General features: G+C 66.7%; 20 protein-coding genes. 3 read left to right on the forward strand and 17 right to left on the reverse strand.

Features of this window, described 5'->3' with window-relative positions; translation table 11 throughout:
• Positions 1 to 34: 34 nt before the first annotated feature.
• The 5 genes from ACWW1C_RS24710 to ACWW1C_RS24730 form a co-directional block, all read right to left on the reverse strand.
• Positions 35 to 1,552, reverse strand: a complete 1,518-nt coding sequence (locus ACWW1C_RS24710) for an aldehyde dehydrogenase family protein (protein ID WP_455980707.1) — start codon at positions 1,550 to 1,552, stop codon at positions 35 to 37.
• A 69-nt stretch (positions 1,553 to 1,621) separates the two neighbouring features.
• Positions 1,622 to 2,197, reverse strand: a complete 576-nt coding sequence (locus ACWW1C_RS24715; RefSeq protein ID WP_455980708.1) for a PA-phosphatase — start codon at positions 2,195 to 2,197, stop codon at positions 1,622 to 1,624.
• The gene (locus ACWW1C_RS24720; RefSeq protein ID WP_455980709.1) at positions 2,194 to 2,727 is read right to left on the reverse strand and encodes a mycothiol transferase; all 534 of its coding nucleotides are present in this window, start codon (positions 2,725 to 2,727) and stop codon (positions 2,194 to 2,196) included. Before ACWW1C_RS24720 ends, ACWW1C_RS24715 begins: the two co-directional genes overlap by 4 nt.
• Before the next feature lie 26 nt (positions 2,728 to 2,753).
• The gene (locus tag ACWW1C_RS24725) at positions 2,754 to 3,137 is read right to left on the reverse strand and encodes a VOC family protein (protein ID WP_455980710.1); all 384 of its coding nucleotides are present in this window, start codon (positions 3,135 to 3,137) and stop codon (positions 2,754 to 2,756) included.
• Between the two features lie 84 nt (positions 3,138 to 3,221).
• Positions 3,222 to 3,833 carry a hypothetical protein gene (locus ACWW1C_RS24730; protein ID WP_455980711.1) on the reverse strand — a complete coding sequence of 204 codons (612 nt, stop codon included), beginning with the start codon at positions 3,831 to 3,833 and terminating at the stop codon, positions 3,222 to 3,224.
• Positions 3,834 to 3,967: 134 nt separating this feature from the next.
• On the opposite strand from ACWW1C_RS24730, the gene ACWW1C_RS24735 reads away from it, so the two are divergent.
• Positions 3,968 to 5,704, forward strand: coding sequence for an N-acyl-D-amino-acid deacylase family protein (locus ACWW1C_RS24735; protein WP_455980712.1), 1,737 nt, complete (start codon positions 3,968 to 3,970; stop codon positions 5,702 to 5,704).
• A gap of 24 nt (positions 5,705 to 5,728) precedes the next feature.
• The gene (locus ACWW1C_RS24740; RefSeq protein WP_455980713.1) at positions 5,729 to 6,079 is read left to right on the forward strand and encodes a pyridoxamine 5'-phosphate oxidase family protein; all 351 of its coding nucleotides are present in this window, start codon (positions 5,729 to 5,731) and stop codon (positions 6,077 to 6,079) included.
• A 179-nt stretch (positions 6,080 to 6,258) separates the two neighbouring features.
• Here the strand turns inward: ACWW1C_RS24740 and ACWW1C_RS24745 are convergent, their stop codons facing one another.
• From ACWW1C_RS24745 to ACWW1C_RS24795, 11 genes are all read right to left on the reverse strand, one after another.
• Positions 6,259 to 7,695 (reverse strand): hypothetical protein, encoded by a 1,437-nt coding sequence (locus ACWW1C_RS24745; protein WP_455980714.1) that lies wholly within the window; start codon positions 7,693 to 7,695, stop codon positions 6,259 to 6,261.
• Between the two features lie 198 nt (positions 7,696 to 7,893).
• A complete protein-coding gene (locus tag ACWW1C_RS24750) occupies positions 7,894 to 8,901 on the reverse strand; it encodes a hypothetical protein (protein WP_455980715.1) in 1,008 nt (335 codons plus the stop codon).
• The gene (locus tag ACWW1C_RS24755; protein WP_455980716.1) at positions 8,898 to 9,947 is read right to left on the reverse strand and encodes a VWA domain-containing protein; all 1,050 of its coding nucleotides are present in this window, start codon (positions 9,945 to 9,947) and stop codon (positions 8,898 to 8,900) included. The genes ACWW1C_RS24750 and ACWW1C_RS24755 overlap by 4 nt, the downstream gene beginning before the upstream one ends.
• Positions 9,944 to 11,008, reverse strand: coding sequence for a hypothetical protein (locus ACWW1C_RS24760; RefSeq protein ID WP_455980717.1), 1,065 nt, complete (start codon positions 11,006 to 11,008; stop codon positions 9,944 to 9,946). Before ACWW1C_RS24760 ends, ACWW1C_RS24755 begins: the two co-directional genes overlap by 4 nt.
• Positions 10,999 to 11,472 (reverse strand): hypothetical protein, encoded by a 474-nt coding sequence (locus ACWW1C_RS24765; protein WP_455980718.1) that lies wholly within the window; start codon positions 11,470 to 11,472, stop codon positions 10,999 to 11,001. The genes ACWW1C_RS24760 and ACWW1C_RS24765 overlap by 10 nt, the downstream gene beginning before the upstream one ends.
• Positions 11,462 to 12,361 carry a DUF58 domain-containing protein gene (locus ACWW1C_RS24770; protein ID WP_455980719.1) on the reverse strand — a complete coding sequence of 300 codons (900 nt, stop codon included), beginning with the start codon at positions 12,359 to 12,361 and terminating at the stop codon, positions 11,462 to 11,464. The genes ACWW1C_RS24765 and ACWW1C_RS24770 overlap by 11 nt, the downstream gene beginning before the upstream one ends.
• Positions 12,362 to 12,364: 3 nt before the next feature.
• Positions 12,365 to 13,375, reverse strand: a complete 1,011-nt coding sequence (locus ACWW1C_RS24775; protein ID WP_455980720.1) for an AAA family ATPase — start codon at positions 13,373 to 13,375, stop codon at positions 12,365 to 12,367.
• A 28-nt stretch (positions 13,376 to 13,403) separates the two neighbouring features.
• Positions 13,404 to 14,651, reverse strand: coding sequence for a hypothetical protein (locus tag ACWW1C_RS24780; protein WP_455980721.1), 1,248 nt, complete (start codon positions 14,649 to 14,651; stop codon positions 13,404 to 13,406).
• Between the two features lie 165 nt (positions 14,652 to 14,816).
• Positions 14,817 to 16,442: a chaperonin GroEL gene (gene groL / locus ACWW1C_RS24785; RefSeq protein ID WP_455980722.1), complete on the reverse strand. Its 1,626-nt coding sequence runs from the start codon at positions 16,440 to 16,442 to the stop codon at positions 14,817 to 14,819.
• A 224-nt stretch (positions 16,443 to 16,666) separates the two neighbouring features.
• Positions 16,667 to 17,503, reverse strand: coding sequence for an LLM class F420-dependent oxidoreductase (locus tag ACWW1C_RS24790; RefSeq protein ID WP_455980723.1), 837 nt, complete (start codon positions 17,501 to 17,503; stop codon positions 16,667 to 16,669).
• A gap of 10 nt (positions 17,504 to 17,513) precedes the next feature.
• Positions 17,514 to 18,080: a TetR/AcrR family transcriptional regulator gene (locus ACWW1C_RS24795; protein WP_455984427.1), complete on the reverse strand. Its 567-nt coding sequence runs from the start codon at positions 18,078 to 18,080 to the stop codon at positions 17,514 to 17,516.
• Positions 18,081 to 18,182: 102 nt separating this feature from the next.
• Here ACWW1C_RS24795 and ACWW1C_RS24800 point away from each other — a divergent pair, with 102 nt between their 5' ends.
• The gene (locus ACWW1C_RS24800; protein WP_455980724.1) at positions 18,183 to 19,088 is read left to right on the forward strand and encodes an SDR family NAD(P)-dependent oxidoreductase; all 906 of its coding nucleotides are present in this window, start codon (positions 18,183 to 18,185) and stop codon (positions 19,086 to 19,088) included.
• An 82-nt stretch (positions 19,089 to 19,170) separates the two neighbouring features.
• Here ACWW1C_RS24800 and ACWW1C_RS24805 read toward each other — a convergent pair whose 3' ends face one another.
• Positions 19,171 to 19,500 carry a pentapeptide repeat-containing protein gene (locus ACWW1C_RS24805; RefSeq protein WP_455980725.1) on the reverse strand — a complete coding sequence of 110 codons (330 nt, stop codon included), beginning with the start codon at positions 19,498 to 19,500 and terminating at the stop codon, positions 19,171 to 19,173.
• Positions 19,501 to 19,977 lie beyond the last annotated feature (477 nt).

The following is a 19,977-nucleotide window of genomic DNA, read 5'->3' on the forward strand; positions in this document are numbered from 1 at the left end:
CTGGCGGTGACGTCACGGTGAACAACAGGTGGCGCTACTTGGCGGTGCGCTTCGACCGGATCAACGACACCTTGGTCAGCACGTTGTTCATGCGGGCCAGGGCCTTCATCGAGTTGTGGTAGTAGTTGCCGCCCGCGCCCTTGCTGGTACGCGGTTCCACGACGGTCTCCTGGCGACAGAACTTGCGCATCCCGTCGGCTCCGCCGAACCGCGCGCCGATGCCCGAGGTCTTCCAGCCACCCATCGGGGCGGTGGTGCACATCAGGTTGGCGAGCACGTCGTTGATGTTCACCGCGCCGCAGTCGAGCTGCAGTGCGACGTCTTTGGCCCGCTGCACGTCACCCGAGAACACGGTGGCGCTCAAGCCGTACTGGCTGTCGTTGGCGAGGCGAACCGCGTCACCTACGGTGGCGACCTTCATGATCGGCAGGGTCGGGCCGAACGTCTCCTCGGTCATACACGCCATCGAGTGGTCGACGTCGACGAGCACCGTCGGCGGGTAGAAACTGCCCGGGCCGTCGGGACGCTTGCCGCCGGTCAGCGCGCGGGCACCGGCCGCCACGGCCTCGTTGACGTGCCGCTCGGTGATGTCCACCTGGCCGGCGTCGATCTGTGCGCCGAGGTGATAGCCCTCGCCGGCGCCCACCTTGAGGTTCTGCACCGCCTTCACCACAGCCTCGACGAAGGCGTCGTAGGCCGGCTCCAGGACATACACCCGCTCGACGGACACGCACGTCTGACCGGCGTTGAACATCGCGCCCCAGACCGCGGCGTTGGCAGCCAGCTCGACGTCGGCGTCTTCGAGGACGATCATCGGGTCCTTGCCGCCGAGCTCCAGGCTGACGGGGGTGAGGCGGCGGGCCGCGCGCTCCATGACCTTGCGGCCGGTGGCCGTCGAGCCGGTGAACTGGATGAAGTCGGAGTTGTCGATGACGGCCTCGGACACCTCGCGGGCACCCTGCGCCAGCGCCAGCACCTCGGGTGCGCCGGAGTCGATCCAGCCGCGCAGCAGCAGCTCGGCGGTCAGCGGGGTCCGCTCGGACGGCTTGAGCAGCACCGCGCAGCCCGCAGCGAGCGCCCCGATGGCATCCATCAACGCGTTGGCCACGGGGTAGTTCCACGGTGCGATGACCCCGACGACCGGACGCGGCCGGTAGTGCACGGTGATCTTCTTGATCGACAACATGGGCATGGGCGCCGGCCGGGTCTCCGGCGCCAGGGCCTTCTCCATGGTCTTGACGACGTACGAGATGATCAGGATCGCCAGCGGGATCTCAACCTTCGCGTCGACCATCGACTTGCCGGTCTCGCGGATCAGCATCGCCTCGATCTCATCGCGATGGTCGTTGAGCCACACCGCGAAACGCGCCAGGACTTTCGCCCGACCCTGCGGCCCGCGGGCCTCCCACTCGCGCTGCGCGGCGCGCAGGCCGGCGGCGATGCGGGGCACGTCGGCCGGGTCCGTCCAGCTCACAGTTCCCGCGATGGCACCGGTGGCGGGGTCGTAAATGGTGCCGGAACCGGGCGATTGGACGTCAGACGTAGCAGTCATAGGGCCATGGTAACGACCAGGTGTGACACGGGTCGCACCCGGCTTGACGCGTGTCAAATCTTGGGCGTGTCAGCGGCGCTCGGGAGCGACAGTACGGACCGGCACGACACCGGCGCCCCACGCCGCCAGGCACACCAAGCTGGACGCGAACAGCAACGCGCCGATGGTGTCCGTGAAGTAGTGATAGGTGAACGCCTGGCCGAGCATGCCCAACGGAACGAAGATGCCCGCCAGCACCCGCGACCACAGCACCGCGCCGGCCGCCACGACGATCACGCCCAGCACGCTCACCATCAGCACCGTGTGTCCACTCGGATAGGCCAGTGCCCCACCTTTGTGACGGCCGAACAGCTCCTTGAGTCCGCGCTCGATGAACACCGCCAACTGCGGCGTCAGCGCGACGATCGCGGCGAGGCGCCAGCGCTTGTGCCACAAGGCGATTCCGACCGCGATCACCAACATCACCATGAGCACGCGCGGATCGGTGAAGAACAGCAGCCAACCCGAATACGGCCGACCGGCCCGGCCCGCGCGCTGGAAGACGTCGTCGACCGGCGTGGAGGCCTTGCCGACACCCCACCCCAGCAGCGCCATCATCACCAGCCCCACCGGCGGCCACCAGCGGACGAACTTCTCGGCGGTCATCTAGGCGCGGCGATGCCCCGCACATACGCGGCCTGACCCAGGTGTTGGGCGCAGTCATCGACGATGCTGACCAACCGTGCGCTCGCGGTGACCGGGGGATCCCAGCGCCGGTCCACGATTCGCTCGAGTTCTTCGGCAGTCACGCTCGCGACATATTCGAGCGTGACTTTGTGCACCGCGCGGTAGTAGCCGACCAGCAGTGCGACGGGCGGCCGCACCTTGCCGACGTCCTCGGCGGTGTGGCCGTATCCGATGTCGTAGCCGGGCGCGTCGCTGTGCGGCAGGTCGAGAGCGAACCGCTGCTCCCAGCCGGCACTCGTCCAGACCTGCTCGATGCCCGCGACATCGCACAGCTGCATGTCCTGGCAGCGCGCGCTGTGCCACAGGAGCCACGCGATGCTGTTGGCCTCCGGCGTCGGCCGCCAGCACGAAACCTCGTCGGTCAGGCCGTCGGTGACCTCGTCGACGTGCTCGATGAGCCGAGTGAACGAGTCGCGCAGCAGTTCCCGCGCCGCAGCGGTGTCAGACATATCGCCGACGCTACCGGAGCTCACCGCTATCCGGCCGCGCCGTGGAAGACCGCCTCGACGTTGTTGCCGTCGGGGTCGCGGACGAAGGCACCGAAGTAGCCGGGATGGTATTCGGGCCACAGTCGGGGTGCGTGCAGCGACTCGGCGCCGAGTTCGACGGCCGCGTCGTGGAACGCGGTGACCGCATCGGTGTCCGCGGCCTGGAAGGCGAAGTGCACCTCACGGTTCGGACCCGAGGCCTCGCCGGCGCTGGCGTCCGCGATCCAGAAGTCCGGCTTGCCGTCGCGGCCATAGCCGATGGCGATGCCGAAATCCATCTGCCGACTGAAGCCGAGCACGCCGAGCACGGAGTCATAGAACTGCTGGGATTTGGCCCAGTCACTGCAGTTGATACCGAAGTGGTCGATCATGCCGAGATCGTGCCACGGGGCACCGACAAGAATCGGAGCGACGAACCCGAATGGGCCCGCCGCTCCGATTCGGTCAACGACCCGTCAGTTGTCGGCCAACGTGCGGTAGAGCGCCTTCTTCGCTTCGGCTACCGCCGCGGACAGCGTCGCGACGGCCGTACCGAGGTCGGCCTTCTGCGCGTCGTTGCCCGTGAACTTGATGGTGCGCGCCAGCCCGGCAAGTTCGAACAAGTCCTTGCGCAACTTGATCACATCGCCGAACTTCCCCGCCTGCCCGAGGAACGCCTGCACCGTCTCGCTGCTGACGCCGCGCCAGGCGAGCAGCTGCTCACCGAACTCCGTCAGCGTCGCGACGCCGTCCTCGACAGTGGCCACGCCCCGGGCGGCGAGCAGCGAGATGACGAACTCGACCTTGTCGACCGGCGGCTCGAACGCGCCATCGGTGATCTCCGAAACCCGCTGGGACAGCTGCTCGGCCGTCGCCGGGCCTTCCTGTAGTAGCGCAGCCGCCGCAATCGCGGCACGCTTGATACGACCCCGGAAGAAGTGGTGTCCGGCCCCCGGCCCGAAGCCGCCGCCGAAACCACCGCCGAAGCCCGGGCCGCAGGCGCCGGGACCACCCGCGCCGGGACCGAAGCCGCCGAATCCGGGGCCGAAGCCCCCACCGAAACCGGGGCCAAAACCAGCTGAGAACATCGCAATTCCTTTCGTTTGATTCGATGCATCTTGTACCTATCACGATACATCGTTTTTGCAATGCCTAGCCGTTCTAACTTCAACTCAAAGCCAACTCACAGATCTGATGACGGCCTGAGTCGTACGTTGTTCACATGAACGCAGCGGGCGCCGCCTACGACATCGTCATTCGCAACGGCCTCATCGCCGATGGGTTGGGCGGCGCGCCCTTCCGAGGCGATGTCGCAGTTCAGGACGGGTTGATCGCGGCGGTCGGCACCGTGGACGGGACCGGCGCCCGGGAGATCGACGCCACCGGCCTGCTCGTCACCCCGGGCTTCGTGGACCTGCACACGCACTACGACGGACAGGCCATCTGGTCCGACCGGATGACCCCGTCTTCCGCTCACGGCGTAACCACCGCGGTGATGGGCAACTGCGGCGTCGGCTTCGCGCCCTGCCGTCCGGACGATCACGACGTACTGGTCGACGTGATGGCCGGCGTCGAGGACATCCCCGGCGTGGTGATGGTCGACGGCCTGCCGTGGACCTGGGAGACCTTCCCCGAGTTCCTCGACGCCGTCGATGCCGGACGCCGCGACATAGACGTGGCCGCGTTCCTCCCGCATTCACCGCTGCGGGTGTACGTGATGGGCGAGCGTGGCGTAAATCGAGAGCCCGCAAGTGCGGAAGACCTGGCGCTGATGCGCAAGCTCGCGGCCGAGGCCGTGGAGTGCGGTGCGCTGGGCTTCGCATCCTCGCGGCTGACGCTGCACAAGACCTCGGGCGGCCAACCCATCCCCAGCCACGACGCGGCACAGGTCGAGATCGAGGCCATCGCGCGCGGTGTGCAGGACGGCGGCGGCGGACTGATCCAGTTCGTGCCGGATCTGCTGGCCGGCGACTACGAAGTCGCGCTGAAGACGGTGTTCGACGTCGCCGCCGACGTCGGCCTGCCCGTCACGTTCACGCTGGCCGTCGGCAATGCCGGGCCGGCCACGTTCGAAGACGCGCTGCGGATGGTCGAGAAGGCCAATAGCGATGGCGGCTCGATTTCCGCGCAGATATTTCCCCGGCCCATCGGCCTGGTCATCGGCCTGGAGTTGTCCGGCAATCCGTTCGTGCTGTACCCGTCATACCGCGAGATCGCCGACCTGCCGTTGGCCGAACGCGTCGCCGAGATGCGCAAACCCGAAGTACGCCAACGCATCCTGAACGACACGGCCGCCGCGGACGGCCACCCGCTGATGTTCGCGGCGCAGGCGTGGGACTACATGTTCCCGCTGGGCACTCCCCCGAATTACGAACCGGCACCGTCGGATTCGATCGCCGCGCGGGCCGCCGCCCGCGGCGTCAGCCCGCTCGAAGAGGCCTACGACCGGGTCCTGGACGACGACGGTCACGCCATGCTCCTGGTCACCCTCGCCAATTTTCGCGACGGTTCCCTCGACACCGTCGCCGAACTGATCCAGCGCGACGACGTCATCCTGGGCCTCGGCGACGGCGGCGCCCACTACGGAATGATCTGCGACGCTTCATTTCCCACGTACCTGCTGACGCACTGGGTGCGCGACCGCGCCGCCGGCCGGCTGGACCTGGCACACGCCATCAAGGAGCTGACGTCGGTGCCGGCGCGCGTCGCCGGCCTGAACGACCGTGGCCGGATCGCGGTGGGCTACAAGGCCGATCTCAACGTGATCGACCAGGGCGCGCTGACGCTGCACAAGCCGACCATCGCACACGACCTGCCCGCCGGCGGGCGCCGCCTGGACCAGACCGCCGACGGCTACGTCGCGACCATCGTGTCCGGCGAGATCATCGCCGAGAACGGCGTACCCACCACTGCCCGGCCGGGACGGCTGGTGCGCGGCCGGCAACCCGCACCGGCGTGAGCAACGGCGACCTATCCTGGCCTCATGAGCGCGAAGGTCGATCTCGAAAAACTCGGCGACACCCTGGCCGACTTCCCGGTCGGCTTTCTGATCACCGTCGGTGACGATTTCCGCCCGCACACCGTGGCCGTCACGCCGGTATTCGTGGGCGGGTCGCTGGCCATCGAACCCGTCGGAAACACCACGCAGCGCAATGCCGGCGCCCACCCGGCCGTGACGGTACTGCTGCCGCCGCGGGAACCCACGGGCTACTCGCTGATCGTCGACGGGACCGCCGAGGCGACCGAAGCCGGCCTGCGCGTGGTGCCGACTCGCGCCGTGTTGCATCGCAGCCCCGACGGCGTCCACGACTGCGTCTCGCTCAAGGAAAGCTGAGTTATCCACAGGCTGACGCCGCGGGGACTGTCGCCGTCTGCCGCTTTCGGCTGCTATTGAGCGATGACAGAGATCGAACGCATCCGTGCGGCCGGTGGCGGGGTGGTTTCCGCGGCACAGCTTCGCACGGCCGGCTGGTCTCACCTACGGATCAAGAAGCTGCCCGGCAATCGCGGAGGTCAGGCAGCCGCATCCTCGCCTGCCGAACCCGAGGGGGCACCGCCGGCAGGTTTGTCGGGGCCGCCGGGCGCCGGTGCAGGAGTCGTTGACTTGTCGGGTCGCCCGATGGCCGCCTCGGTCTGAGCGGACTTGGTACCCGGCCGAACCTTGTTGCCCGACTTGACCTTTCCGGCCTTCTTGTCCGGCTTGCCGGTCGCGCTACCCTGCGTGTCCGGCTTTGCCTCCGGAGTGTTCGCGGTCCCCTGAGTCTTCGAGGCATCCGGAGCCTTGGGGGCCTCCGGGTCGGTCGGCGCTTCCGGCGCTTTCGAAGTGTCCTGGGGCTCGGGAGTTTTCGCGCCATCCGGAGTCTTGGGCGTGTCCTGAGTCTTCGCGGCATCCTGAGTATTCGCGGCATCCGGGGTCTTCGCGGTATCCGGGGTCTTCGCGGTGCCAGCGACTGTGAGCGTGACCGCGTCGGCACTCGGCCCGTCGGCCGCCGGGATGTCGCCGGCAGCTACCCCCTGAACCGCGGCAGTCGGTGCCGCCCCGGTCGCCGCAGTGGTTTTCGCGGCCGCGGTACTCGCCAACGCCGGCGGTACCGGCACCGGAAGGTTAGCCAGCAGATTGTCGAGCCCCTGCTGGATATTCGCGACCAAGGTCGTCGCGAATTGGCCGACGGGACCGGGGAGGGTGGTCAACGGATAGCTGAGATCGTGGATCAGATAGCCGGCCAATCCGCCCTCGGTGTCGGAGCCGAGGAGCCCGTAGACGAGATTGCTGAGTAAGCCGGGGAGGTCCTGAGGAGTCTTGATCGCCGCCTCGATGGTCGCTGCCACGTTGTACGGCAGGAAGCCGACATAGTCGACCAAATCCCACGCCGCCCACACCGGGGCAAGCGGAACATTGTTCAGCGAACTCACGATGCGTCCGGCAGTGGTGGCCCAGAAGGCATCGGTCGCGGCGACGCCGGTGGCCGGGTCGGGCAGCCCGCCAAGGGCGCTCCCGATGGCGTTGGCGATGCCGTCGGCGATGCTGTTGATCAAGCCCGGCTGGGTGGTACCGGGACCCACCGGATACGGCAGCCCGAATGCGATGTTGCCGATGGCGTTGGCTTTGAAGTCCCAGGGGAACGTGTAATACGGGTAGGACTCGGCCGGATTGATGTACCGGTTGACCAGCCAGCTCAACACCGAAGGCGCATAGTCCGGCCGCTGTACCGAGACGGCGATGGCGGTCAGCGCGTCGAACGGCAGCGAGACCAGCGCTTCGATCGGGATGGCGACGCTTCCCGCCAGTCCGTCGACGATCCAGCCGGCGCCCGCCAGCGCATCGGTGATCAACGACGTGGGAACGACGTTGACCTCGACGGTCGGTACGGCACGCTCCGCCGCGCCGATTGACGCGCCGGCCGCGACCACGCCGGCCGCCAGTGCCGCCGCGGCCAACCTGGTGGGCATCAGTCGAATAGAAGCGTTCATGAGAGCGACCCCCTCGGTGGCGTGGCGGGCACCGAAGGTGATGCAGCGCCACAACGGAACCACTATTGACATTCATGTCAATTAGTAGCAGGTTCCCCGCATTCGCGTAGGCCGATCAGCAACCAAACCCAAAGCGGAGTCGATCGGGCCGGCGGCCGCCGCGTTGGCCGCGGCCGGTCACTCGCGGTCGATACCGGTGGCGCCGGAATCCTCCAGCAACCTCTTGAGCACGTCACCCGGATCCCCCTGATTCGGATGCAGCTCATGCGTCGCCACGCCGCCGGATTCGGTCGCCACCCGGTCTGCACCGACGGTGTCCGGCGCCTGCGTCGCCGGTCCGCCGGCAGGGGCCTGACCATCCGTACCGCCTGACGCCGGCCCCTGATCTCCTGGGCCGGACGGCGGGTTGCCGGGGCTGGGCGGCGGATTCCCCGGACCGGCCGGCGGGTTGCCCGGACCGGACGGCGGGTTGCCCGGGCTGGGCGGCTGTTCACCCTGGCCCGACGAGTCGCCATTCTGACCGGAGTCGCCATTCTGACCGGAGTCGCCCTTGCCACCGGAATCGCCCTGACCCCCCTGACCGGACTTCGGCTCCGGATCCTTCAGCTTGTCCTGCAATCGTTTCGCCGTTTCGTTCCGGTGCTTACGCTGCTCCTCATCGGGCTCGGTCGAGGCGTCGAAACACCCGGCGGGCGCCTGCTGCACGACAGTCAGCGCCTCTTGCCACAGCGGCTTCGCCTGGTCGCGGTGCTTCTCCGAGTTCTTCACATCGCCGCGGGCCTCCAGCACCACGGCGAGGTTCACGCGCACCGGGCACGACTCTGCCTGGTCGACCAGTGCCAGCGCTTTCTTGAACTCGCCCTCCGCGTCTGTCAGTTTCCCTTCCAACAGAAGGCGGTCGCCGTCGGCGAAATAGGCCTTGTAAGAGTCGATCACGTTGAAGGACTTGAGTTTCCGTACATCGCCGGCCATCCCGTAGGAGTCGTACGCGGCGTAATCCGACTTCGCGGACTGCCCGTAAGCGACCATCATGACCAATTTGACGGCGATCCCCAACACCAGCAGAGCCGGCAGCACCGAGATCACCAGCAGCTTGCGCCGCAATACTTTTCGGTGCGGGCCGGACGAGAAGTACCCGCCGACCGCCGCGACGGCCGTCTGCCACACCGCTGGCATCTGCATCATGCGCCCCGCACCTTCGTCATGCGCGAGACCCGGTACTCACGCGCCATGGCGAAGAGCTCATAGCCCAGCAACAGCATCGCGATGGCCGTGAAGATCCAGTAGAACTCGGTGCGCTCGCCCGGCAGCGAAACCTGTTGCCGCTCGGCGGATGCCTTCGCATCGATCGCGGGGACGATGGTGGCCGTCGAATCGCCGGGCGACCGGTGGTAGTACGGCAGTTTCAGCTGGCCGGCGACGGTCTTCAACGACGCCTCGTCCAACACCGAGAGGAACTGTCCGCCACTCGCGTCCGGGAAATAGGACATCTCACCGTTCGCCGCGAGCCTGCTGGCCACCCGGCCACCGCCCGTCGTGCCGTAACCGAGCACCGCGCCGCCGGCGATCAGCCCCGCGGGGATGTCGAACTTCGTCGCCGACCGCTTCGAAACACCGGCCCCCTCACCGAGATAGAAGACCACGTTGCTCGAACCCGGGTACTGGCGGTGGGCCAGCTCCAACTGTCGCTTGAGCTGCTCGTCGGCCGCACCGACGTCCACCTGATACACCGAATCGAAGTCCGACTGGTAGGCCGAATAGCCCTTGAGCAGTGCCCGCAGACTCCAGACGTCATCCGACAGCGGCCAGTCGACACGGGCCTTCGTCGCGAACGACGTGATCGAGAACCGCCCCGACGGGTACTGGTCGACAATCGACTGCATGTCGGCCCGAATCCCGGCCATCCGGAACTGGTTGTTCCCGTAGTCCTCGGCCTTGGAGTTGAGGGAGCGATCGACGACGAAGAACACGTTGACGTTGCGGCCGGCCGCCGCTGCCGCCGCGGCAGACTGGTCCGAAACATGTTTGTCGCCTTCGACTCCCGGCCGTGCGGCCGCCGCGAACAGGCACACAATCACCAAGGTCAGCAAGCTCCAGCGCAACACCACCTTGCGCTGGCTGCCTTTCCCGACGACCACCAGCACCCGGTAGAGCGTGAACATGCGCAATATCAGGGTCAGCCCGGCAAGGAGCAGGAAGACCCACCACGCCACCACGGGTTCGAACGTCACCGGCGCACCCCCGCCAGGCTGATCGAGAAGACGATCACGAGGGCCAGCGCCACGGTCAGCACCGTGTTCGGCCGGTCGCGCACCTGCTCGACCAGAATCGTTCCGTCAGAACGCGTGAGCCCGGGCGGGTGGGCCCGGATGTCATCCAGATGGCTGCGCAGTGCCGCGTCCATCGCGTCCTGCTGGGTTCCGCTGTTGCCGCCCTTGGGATCAGCCGCGACATAGCTGATGAACCGTCCCCCGGTGGTCTCCGTGATGCCGCTGAGGGTGCCGGCGGCATCACGCGTCGTCGGGGTCAGCACATTCAGCTGAATACCCGAGGACCTGGCCAGTGACCTCAGCGCGGCGTCGGTGTAGATGGGCGTCGTCGAACCGCCGGCCGGGCCGAGGTAGATCACCGAACGACGGGCATCCGACGTCTTGCCCACGCCTGGAAAACCCTTCATACACAAGGCAAGAGCGTCGTTGACCGTCAACCGGTAATCGGAGTAGTTGACGGCCCGGCCGAACTCGTGTTGCGCACGTTGCAGCGCGGCGACGTCCTCTGGCGAGGGCTTCTGCTCGGCCTTCAGCCGCTCCAGCCCGGCATAGCGGCCCAGTTGTTCCTGGAGATAGGAATAGTCCCGGGTCAGCGGGATCACCCGCAGAGTGCGGGAAGTCAGGCCGAGGCGCTGCGTCTCGAACCTGGCGGCCTGGTCACGGAAATACGACAGCACGACGGACGCGTCATGGGCGGTCGGATCGTCCTCCACGCACAGCATGATGTCCTCCGGGTGTGCCCGGTTGACGTCCGCGGCGGTCGCTTGTGCGCTGACGGGCCGCGCGGTGGCGATGATCGCGCACAGTGAGACGGCAACCGTCGTTGCGGCGATGGCCGCCAACATGATTCGGTACCGGCGATAGGCGCGCGCGTACTCGGGCAGCTCGGTCAGGCGACCGACCCACGCCAGCGGGCGCAACCGCCGCTGCTGTTGCCGAAGCGGCCAGAGGAACGCGACGGCCACGATGACGCCCAGGACCGTCAGTCCCACGACGACGACCCACCACCATCTCAGCTCCATGATCGGATCGCACTCCGCACCTGTGCTGCCGCGACAGCGACGTCGGGATGGTCGACAACGTCGAATTGCCGGGTGTACAGGGCCTGCACGATGGGCGCCGCCGCGGCCGCGGGCCCGCGCTCCACCTCACCCAACGTCATGTACTGGGCCCGTACCCCAGTGCGGTAGAACACGAAATTCCGGAGTATGCGGCTCATTTCGGCATACGCCTGGCGGCTGCTCAGCTCACCGGCACGGTATCGGTCGGCCACCTGCCCGACCGCGGAACCGAACTTGCGCTGCAGCACCCGAGCGCTGATGTCGCGGATCACCGGGATCGTGCGCAGTCGTTCCACGGGGAGTGTCCACACCACCACGCCGCCGAACCATCCGATCACCCCGAGGATCAGCAGGATGCCGAGCACCAGCCAGAGCGCCGAGTACGGCAACGGCGCCACGATCCACTTCAGAAAGTCATTTGCCACGGCCGGCCTTCTTCAACATCAGGGTGACGGCGTTGAACAACTCACCGCTGCCGGAGACGCGGGCGCACGGAATCGCGGAACTGTTGACGTACTGCTCGAAGGCCGCCTCCCGCGCCGCCTCGGCCCGCCGGTAGGCCTCCAGTACCCGGTGTCCCAGAATCTCCTCGCGCAGTAGCGTTCTGCCGCTGTCGACGTCATATCCCTCACCGCCGAATCCCGGCGCTCCGATCAGCGGGGCATCGCGCACCGTCACCCAGTACACGTCGTGCCGCGCCGCCAGTTTGCGGAACTGCTCGTCGAGTGCCGACCCGACGTCGGGTTCGTCGGAAATGACGAAAACGATGTGCCTGCGCCGGAAATGGTGCTGCACATAGTCCAGTTGCGCGCAGATATCGCTGCGGCCGCTGTCCGCCACGTGGTGCCGGTTGACGCGTTCCAGGATGTGTTCGAGGTGTGCCTCGCCACGCCGGTTCGGCATGTGCGCCGAACCCGTCGCATCTCCGTACACCAAACCCATCTCGTCGCCCTTGCTGATGGCGATGAGCCCCACCAGCCCAACGGCATTGAGCACCACCCGCTGCTTGACCTCACCACCGGCCGCCAGCGCCAGCATGTTTCGGCCGAGGTCCGTGACCATCAGGATTCGCTGTTGGCGGTACGAGACGAATCGCTTGACCAACACCTCCGGCGAGCGCGCCGACGCTTTCCAGTCGATATCGCGGACGTCGTCACCCGGGACATACGGGCGCAGATCGTCGAACTCGAGACTCCGCCCCTGGAACATCGAGCGATGCTCGCCTTCGAGCAGCCCGCGGGACACCCCGTTCGGACCCGACAGCCGATTACCGGCCAGGGTCTGCGCCTTGACCTCCTGCAGTAGAACGCCCATCGGCTAAGGAGTTCGGACTGCCTGAATGACGTTGTCTATCAACACTTCCGGGGTGACGTTCTGGGCCACCGCCTCGAACCCGAGAATCAGCCGGTGCCGCAGCACCCGGTGCGCCAGTGCTTTCACGTCGTCGGGCAGCACGTGGTTGCGGCCGGACAGGAGTGCCAACGCCCGCGCCGCCTTGCAGAAGGCGATGGTGGCGCGCGGACTGGCGCCGTACTCGATGAGCCGGGCCAGATTCGCCGGCAGGTACTGCTGCGGGGTGCGGGTCACCGCGACGATCTGGGTGATGTAGTTGACGATCGCCGGATCAAGGTAGACCCGCCTGACCACGTCCCGGATGTAGAGGATGTCGTCGAGCGAAGCCACCGGGGCGGTCCGGTGATTGGTGTAGACGCCGGCGTCGATCCGGAAGACCATCTCCGCCTCTTCACGCGGATTCGGATAGGTGAGGATTTCCTTGAACATGAACCGGTCCATCTGCGCCTCGGGCAGCGGATAGGTCCCCTCCTGGTCGACCGGGTTCTGCGTCGCGAGCACCAGGAACGGCTCGGGAATCTTGTAGACGTCGCCCGCGATGCTGGTCTGGCGCTCCTCCATCGCCTCGAGCATGGCGCTCTGGGTTTTCGCACTCGACCGGTTGATCTCGTCCAGCAGCACGATGTTGGCGTGGACCGGACCCAGCTGGGTGTGGAAGACGCCTTTGGACGCGTCGAAGATCTGGGTTCCGATGATGTCGCTGGGCAGCAGGTCCGGTGTGCACTGGATGCGCCGGAATTTGGCCTGCACCGCGTCGGCGACCGCCCGGGCCGCCGTCGTCTTGGCAAGTCCCGGAACGCTTTCCAGCAAAACGTGGCCACCGGTGAACAGCCCGATCAACAGACTCTGTTGCAGCCCGGCCTGCCCCACCACCTTGGCCGCGAATGCCCCGGATACCGCGTGCACCACCGTACGGGCGCGGTCGAGCTCTTCCCGCGTCGGCTGCGGCTGCATCGTGTTCGTCGGGGCGCTCATCCGTGCTCAATTCTCTTCGTGCAAGCGCTCATCGGCCGAACCACTTCACGGTCAACGGATCCTGTGACATGTCGATCTGGCCCATCAACGGGACGAACTGCTTGCCCTGCACCGTCGCGCCACTGGTGCTCGTCGCGGTGATGGTCCACTGTGACGTCCCCATGGTGCGCACCGTCAGATCGAACGGGGTGAACGTGTACTTGACCTGGCTCAGATCGGCCGGCGCTTCCCAGTGCACGGTGCCGTCGACGAGCGTCGGATTCGGCATGGCATTGGGGCAGCCGGGCGTCGACAGCGCTGTGGACTTGGCACATTCGGCGATGGAGGCGGCCACCGCCTGTTTGGCCGCCTCCGAGCCGGCCTCACTGAGCTGCATCTGTGCGCCGACACTGAGGCCGACGCCGGAGGCGACCAATCCGTCGAGCAACACCGGCCGCGCCGTCGACACCGTCAGATACTTGCTCGACGAGCCCAGATCGAGCCACCCCGGAAACACATACACCGGCGCATTGCTCGGCGCGGGCTTGCCGAACAACGTGAGCGGCGCGGCCGGCAGCGGCTGGCCGGTGGCGGGGTTGTTGATCTGGATACCGCCCGTCGCACCCAGATTCACCTTGACGCTGGCCGTGGCGAGCTTCCAGCCGCTGTCGTCCTTCTTCACCATCAAGGTCTGGTCGGCGGTCTGCTCACCGAAGTTGACGGAGACGTGCACCTGGGCCATGGGACCGGTCTCGTTGGCGCTCAGAATCCGGATGTTGGTGATGGGCCATTTCGCCGTCTGCTGCTTCAGCACATCGTCGGTGAGGAAGTCCTTGGATGCGGGCTGGTCGGCGCCGAATGCCAAGGCGGCGCCCGCATCTCCCTTCGAGAGCGCTTCCAGGTATCCCTTGACCGCGGCCTCCGCGGAACTCGCGCCGCCACCGCCGGGACCGCCCGAGCCGCCGCCGGAAAACGACACGATCGCCACGACGATGCCCACCACCAGGAGCACCGCGAGGGTGGCGCCGCCGGTGATGAACAGTGCCTTCTTGTTCTTGGCCGGCTGTGTCGGCTGCGCGTATCCGGGTTGCGGAAAGTGCTGGAACTGCTGCTGCGGCGCACCGGGCCAGCCCACCTGCGGCGGCGGACCCTGAGGCCCTGCCGACTGCGGCGTACCTACCGGAGCCGGTCCACCCCACTGCGGCGCGGGCGGCGGCTGCCGGTAACCGTGGTGCTGCGGTGTCGGTCCATCAACCGGATTGGGGCCCCCGAACTGCGACTGCGGTGGTTGCGTCACGCGACGAAGCCACCTTCACGAAGCGTCACCAATTGAACCTCCCCCTCTCCCCGTGCCGACTTGCGCCGGCGACCCGACGGTATCACCTCTCCAGGTGGACCTCCGACGCACGAAAAAGCCCCGACTCGCAAGCGAGCCGGGGCTTTCCCGTAAAGAGAGCTGGACTTAGAAGTCCATACCGCCCATGCCACCGGTCGGGTCGCCCGCGGGTGCGGACGCCTTCTCCGGCTTGTCGGCGACGACGGCCTCGGTGGTGAGGAACAGCGCCGCGATGGACGCCGCGTTCTGCAGCGCCGAGCGGGTGACCTTGACCGGGTCGGCAACGCCGGCGGCCAGGAGGTCTTCGTACACGTTGGTCGCGGCGTTCAGGCCGTGACCGGCGGGCAGGTTCGACACCTTCTCGGCGACGACGCCCGGCTCCAGACCACCGTTGAAGGCGATCTGCTTGAGCGGAGCCGACAGCGCGACACGCACGATGTTGGCACCGGTCGCCTCGTCACCCTCGAGCTTCAGCTCGTCGAGCGCCGGGGACGACTGCAGCAGGGCCACGCCACCACCGGCGACGATGCCCTCTTCGACGGCAGCCTTCGCGTTGCGGACGGCGTCCTCGATGCGGTGCTTGCGCTCCTTGAGCTCCACCTCGGTGGCAGCTCCGGCCTTGATGACTGCAACGCCACCGGCCAGCTTGGCCAGGCGCTCCTGCAGCTTCTCGCGGTCGTAGTCGGAGTCGCTGTTCTCGATCTCGGCACGGATCTGGGCCACCCGGCCGGCGATGGCATCGGAGTCGCCCGAGCCCTCGACGATGGTGGTCTCGTCCTTGGTGACGACGACCTTGCGGGCGGTACCCAGCAGCGTGATGTCGGCGGTGTCGAGCGAGAGGCCGACCTCTTCGCTGATGACCTGGCCACCGGTGAGGATCGCCATGTCCTGCAGCATCGCCTTGCGACGGTCACCGAAGCCCGGGGCCTTGACGGCGATGGACTTGAAGGTGCCGCGGATCTTGTTGACCACCAGGGTCGAAAGGGCTTCGCCCTCGACGTCCTCGGCGATGATCAGCAGCGGCTTGCCCGACTGGATGACCTTCTCCAGCAGCGGCAGCAGGTCCTTGACGGTCGAGATCTTCGACGAGACGAGCAGGATGTACGGGTCCTCGAGGACCGCTTCCTGACGCTCGGCGTCGGTCACGAAGTAGCCCGAGATGTAGCCCTTGTCGAAGCGCATGCCCTCGGTGAGCTCCAGCTGCAGGCCGAAGGTGTTGGACTCCTCGACGGTGATGACACCCTCGTTGCCGACCTTGTCCATGGCCTCGGCGATCAGGTCACCGATGGACTGGTCACCGGCCGAGATACCGGCGGTGGCAGCGATCTGCTCCTTGGTGTCGATCTCCTTGGCGGACGCCAGCAGGCGAGCGGTGACCGCCTCGACGGCCTTCTCGATGCCGCGCTTCAGGCCGAGCGGGTTGGCGCCCGCAGCGACGTTGCGCAGGCCTTCGCGAACCAGGGCCTGGGCCAGCACGGTGGCGGTGGTGGTGCCGTCGCCCGCGACGTCGTCGGTCTTCTTGGCGACCTCTTTGACCAGCTCAGCGCCGATCTTCTCGTACGGGTCCTCCAGCTCGATCTCCTTGGCGATGGACACACCATCGTTGGTGATCGTGGGGGCGCCCCACTTCTTCTCCAGGACGACGTTGCGACCCTTGGGGCCCAGCGTCACCTTTACCGCGTCGGCGAGGGCGTTCAGCCCGCGCTCGAGGCCGCGACGGGCCTCTTCGTCATACGCAATTGTCTTGGCCATTGCGAAGTAATTCCTCCGGTTGGGAATTGCACGTCTTTGGTCAGGCGCAGCGCCCGCGACGGACGACCTGGGCTGTGCTCGCAGATGCGGCCCCGGCCTCACTGTCCCGACCTAGCACTCACCTATCGAGAGTGCCAAGGTTGTTTTTAGCACTCTGGCAGTGCGAGTGCAAGGTCGTTCGCCATCCGCGCAAGCGCCAGGGCAACGGCGGGTAACAGGGTGGATCAGGAGGCCGACCGGTATTGCGCCACCTGCGTCACGTATTCGTCGAGCAGTCGCAGCGACTCGCCCTCATCCACCGAGGGCAGGAACAATCCGAGCTGCCCGTAACCGAGGGCTTCGGCGGCCTGCCAGTAGTCGGCCTTCACCGGCGCCCCGAACATGGCCAGCGGAACGTCGCGACCGGCGGCCTCACGCATCTGTCCGATGCGTTCGGCCAGCACATCCCGGGGCAGCGGGTTGGAGATCCAGCCGGCACCGTGCCGCACGACCCGTTTGACGGTGGCATCCGAATTCCCGCCGACGTAGATCGGCGGGTGCGGCTTCTGCACCGGCTTCGGGCGGCAGTACGACGAATCGAAGTTGACGAACTTCCCGTGATATTCGGCGGGTTCCTCGGTCCAGAGCTCCTTGATCGCCTCGATGCTCTCGTCCAGCCGGGCGCCCCGCGTCTTCGGATCGGTGCCGTGATCACGCATCTCCTCGAGGTTCCACCCGGCGCCGACACCGAGGGTGAACCGGCCGCCGGAGATGAGGTCGATGCTCGCCGCTTCCTTTGCGGTGTGGATCGGGTCGCGCTGGATCAGCAGGGCGACGCCGGTGAACAGTTCGATCGTGGAAGTCACCGCGGCGGCAGCGGCGAGCGTGACGAATGGGTCGAGGGTGTTGTAGTACCAGGGCGGCAGGTCACCGCCGTTCGGATACGCGGATTCCCGGCTCGCCGGGATGTGACTGTGCTCGGCGACGATCAGCGACGCGAAGCCCCGGTCCTCGATCGCCCGCGCCAAGGTCACCGGGTCGATGGTGTCGTCGTCCACGAACGTGGCGATTCCGAACTTCATGCGGCCGACGCTACTCCCGACGCGGCCGCAGGCCATCCATCATCAACTCGACCACCCGATCGGCAGATTCGGGGTTGTAGCGCTGTGCGGCCTGCGCCGCCACGAGCAGCGTCTTCACGTCAGCGGCCGTGACATCCACACGAACGGCGCCGGCCCCTTGGGCAGCCGCCAGCAGCTCCCCCAGCATCGCCCGGAATTCCTCCTCGACGTCAGGCACCAGCGTGTTGACGTCGATCCCGAGCCCGGCGAGCGCGTCGACCAGACCCTGATCGGTTTCGCCCCACCGGACCATCGAACGCAGGAAGTCGAACAGCGCGTCGCCCGGCGCGTCCGACGCCAGACAGGCGCGGCCGGCACCCATTACGACTTCCAGCCGATCCTCGATCACCGCGCGGTAGAGGTCGTCCTTGGTCGGGAAATGCCGGTAGACGGTGCCGGCGCCGACGCCCGCCCGGCGGGCGATCTCGTCGATGGGCACCGAGAGGCCCTCGTCAGCGAAGGTCTGATAGGCGACTTCGAGCACGCGAGCCCTGTTCCGGGCCGCGTCGGCACGCAGCGGACGCTTCGGCTTGCAGATCATCATGCTCCCGGGAACAAATAAAACGGGGCGACCGTTCCGGATATGTGAAGCATCCGGGGCGCTCGCCCCGGATAAGGCCAAGGCTACCGAGGAACCGTCATGACCAAGTGGACAACCGCCAGCATTCCCGACCAGACCGGACGCACTGCCGTCATCACCGGAGCGAATACCGGACTCGGCTACGAGACCGCCGCGGCACTCGCGGCCAAGAACGCACACGTCGTGCTCGCCGTCCGCAATCTCGACAAAGGCAAGGACGCCGTCGACCGCATCCGGCAGGCCACCCCCGATGCCGACGTCGTTCTCCAGGAACTCGACCTCAGCTCGTTGCAGTCGGTTCGGGAAGCCGCCGAACAGCTGAAAGCGGAGTACCCGGCGATCGACCTGCTGATCAACAACGCCGGCGTGATGTGGACACCGAAGCAGACCACCGCCGACGGCTTCGAGATGCAGTTCGGCACCAACCACCTGGGACACTTCGCGCTCACCGGGCTGCTGCTCGACCAACTCCTGACGGTCCCCGGTTCTCGCGTCGTGACCGTCAGCAGCCTGGGCCACCGGATTCGCGCCGCCATCCACTTCGACGACCTGCAGTGGGAACGGCGCTACAACCGGTTGGAGGCGTACGGCCAGGCCAAGCTCGCCAACCTGCTCTTCACCTATGAACTACAGCGACGACTGACGGGCGCGGAGACCGTCGCCCTCGCCGCGCACCCAGGCGGATCGAGCACCGAACTGATGCGGCACATCCCCATACCGCCTGCCGTCGTTGCGCCCGTCGCAGAACGGCTGTTCCAGAGTGCGGCCATGGGGGCCCTGCCCACCCTGCGCGCCGCGACCGACCCGGCCGCATACGGCGGCCAGTACTACGGGCCGGATGGACGGTTCCAGCAGACCGGGTACCCGAAGGTCGTCGGCTCGAGCGACCAGTCGCATGACACCGAGCTGCAGCAGCGGCTGTGGACGGTGTCCGAAGAACTTACCGGTGTGACGTTCCCGGTCTGAGCAGAACGAAGTCCTGTGGGTTGCGCGACAGGAGGTTTCGCGCAACCCACAGGACTGCCTGGCGTCTCGGCCCCGAAGAGTCTCAGTAGCCGATATTCAGCAGACCGTTGCGGCCGTCGCCCACGGTGACGACGCCGCCGCTCCCGTTACCGATGTTCAGGATCCCGGTGCTCCCGTTGCCGATATTGGCGACGCCGGTGTTGCCGTTGCCCAGGTTCAGGATGCCCTTGTTCCCGAAACCAAAATTGAGGACGCCGGTGTTGAGGGCGCCGCCGTTGAGCACACCGTCGTTGCTGCCAGGCCCGAGGTTGATGCCAGAGTCGGCGGAAGCCGCGCCTGCACCGAGCAGCGCGATTGCGCCAGCACCGACCACTGCCGCCCCCAACAGGACGGTTGAACGGATCATCGACATGACTTCTCCTTCGCTAGCCTGAATGTGGATGCACCAAGAGTAGACAGTTATCGAGCCGATGAGAAGCGATTTCAGCAAATAACGCTACTTGCTCACGCGAATCCACAAGCCGACACCGGCAACAAGTCCGCGCAAACATCTCACAACGAGCGCGTACCTCCAATAATCATTCAATCTGACTAATTTTCAACATAATTCACGAACTACTCGACGCGCGAGAATTGACGATCCGCACGAATTTCAGACCGCCCGATCGATGGACTCGCGCGCTACGGCCGCAAATACAACGACTACGGCAAATATAACTCTGCGACTGGCCATTTACGCGCTCGAGCAATTGCGTAACATCACCGAGCCCTCAAGGTGGTTTGCTGCTGGATCACGGCAAACCCACCCTCGCCCCGAGGCCGGCGATCCTTCGCGATCCCGCGAGGCGCCCGGAGAACGTCAGATCGGTTGCGCACCACAGAACTGAAC

The organism is Mycobacterium sp. HM-7, assembly GCF_053852335.1.

Excerpts from the sequence above, each read along its gene's own strand:
- ACWW1C_RS24770 (WP_455980719.1), bottom strand. The coding sequence starts at position 12,361 with ATGGGCGTTCTACTGCAGGAGGTCAAGGCGCAGACCCTGGCCGGTAAT.
- ACWW1C_RS24710 (WP_455980707.1), bottom strand. The coding sequence starts at position 1,552 with ATGACTGCTACGTCTGACGTCCAATCGCCCGGTTCCGGCACCATTTAC.
- ACWW1C_RS24740 (WP_455980713.1), top strand. The coding sequence starts at position 5,729 with ATGAGCGCGAAGGTCGATCTCGAAAAACTCGGCGACACCCTGGCCGAC.
- ACWW1C_RS24805 (WP_455980725.1), bottom strand. The coding sequence starts at position 19,500 with ATGTCGATGATCCGTTCAACCGTCCTGTTGGGGGCGGCAGTGGTCGGT.
- ACWW1C_RS24800 (WP_455980724.1), top strand. The coding sequence starts at position 18,183 with ATGACCAAGTGGACAACCGCCAGCATTCCCGACCAGACCGGACGCACT.
- groL (WP_455980722.1), bottom strand. The coding sequence starts at position 16,442 with ATGGCCAAGACAATTGCGTATGACGAAGAGGCCCGTCGCGGCCTCGAG.
- ACWW1C_RS24790 (WP_455980723.1), bottom strand. The coding sequence starts at position 17,503 with ATGAAGTTCGGAATCGCCACGTTCGTGGACGACGACACCATCGACCCG.
- ACWW1C_RS24745 (WP_455980714.1), bottom strand. The coding sequence starts at position 7,695 with ATGCCCACCAGGTTGGCCGCGGCGGCACTGGCGGCCGGCGTGGTCGCG.
- ACWW1C_RS24735 (WP_455980712.1), top strand. The coding sequence starts at position 3,968 with ATGAACGCAGCGGGCGCCGCCTACGACATCGTCATTCGCAACGGCCTC.
- ACWW1C_RS24715 (WP_455980708.1), bottom strand. The coding sequence starts at position 2,197 with ATGACCGCCGAGAAGTTCGTCCGCTGGTGGCCGCCGGTGGGGCTGGTG.
- ACWW1C_RS24720 (WP_455980709.1), bottom strand. The coding sequence starts at position 2,727 with ATGTCTGACACCGCTGCGGCGCGGGAACTGCTGCGCGACTCGTTCACT.
- ACWW1C_RS24750 (WP_455980715.1), bottom strand. The coding sequence starts at position 8,901 with ATGATGCAGATGCCAGCGGTGTGGCAGACGGCCGTCGCGGCGGTCGGC.
- ACWW1C_RS24725 (WP_455980710.1), bottom strand. The coding sequence starts at position 3,137 with ATGATCGACCACTTCGGTATCAACTGCAGTGACTGGGCCAAATCCCAG.
- ACWW1C_RS24775 (WP_455980720.1), bottom strand. The coding sequence starts at position 13,375 with ATGAGCGCCCCGACGAACACGATGCAGCCGCAGCCGACGCGGGAAGAG.
- ACWW1C_RS24730 (WP_455980711.1), bottom strand. The coding sequence starts at position 3,833 with ATGTTCTCAGCTGGTTTTGGCCCCGGTTTCGGTGGGGGCTTCGGCCCC.
- ACWW1C_RS24760 (WP_455980717.1), bottom strand. The coding sequence starts at position 11,008 with ATGGAGCTGAGATGGTGGTGGGTCGTCGTCGTGGGACTGACGGTCCTG.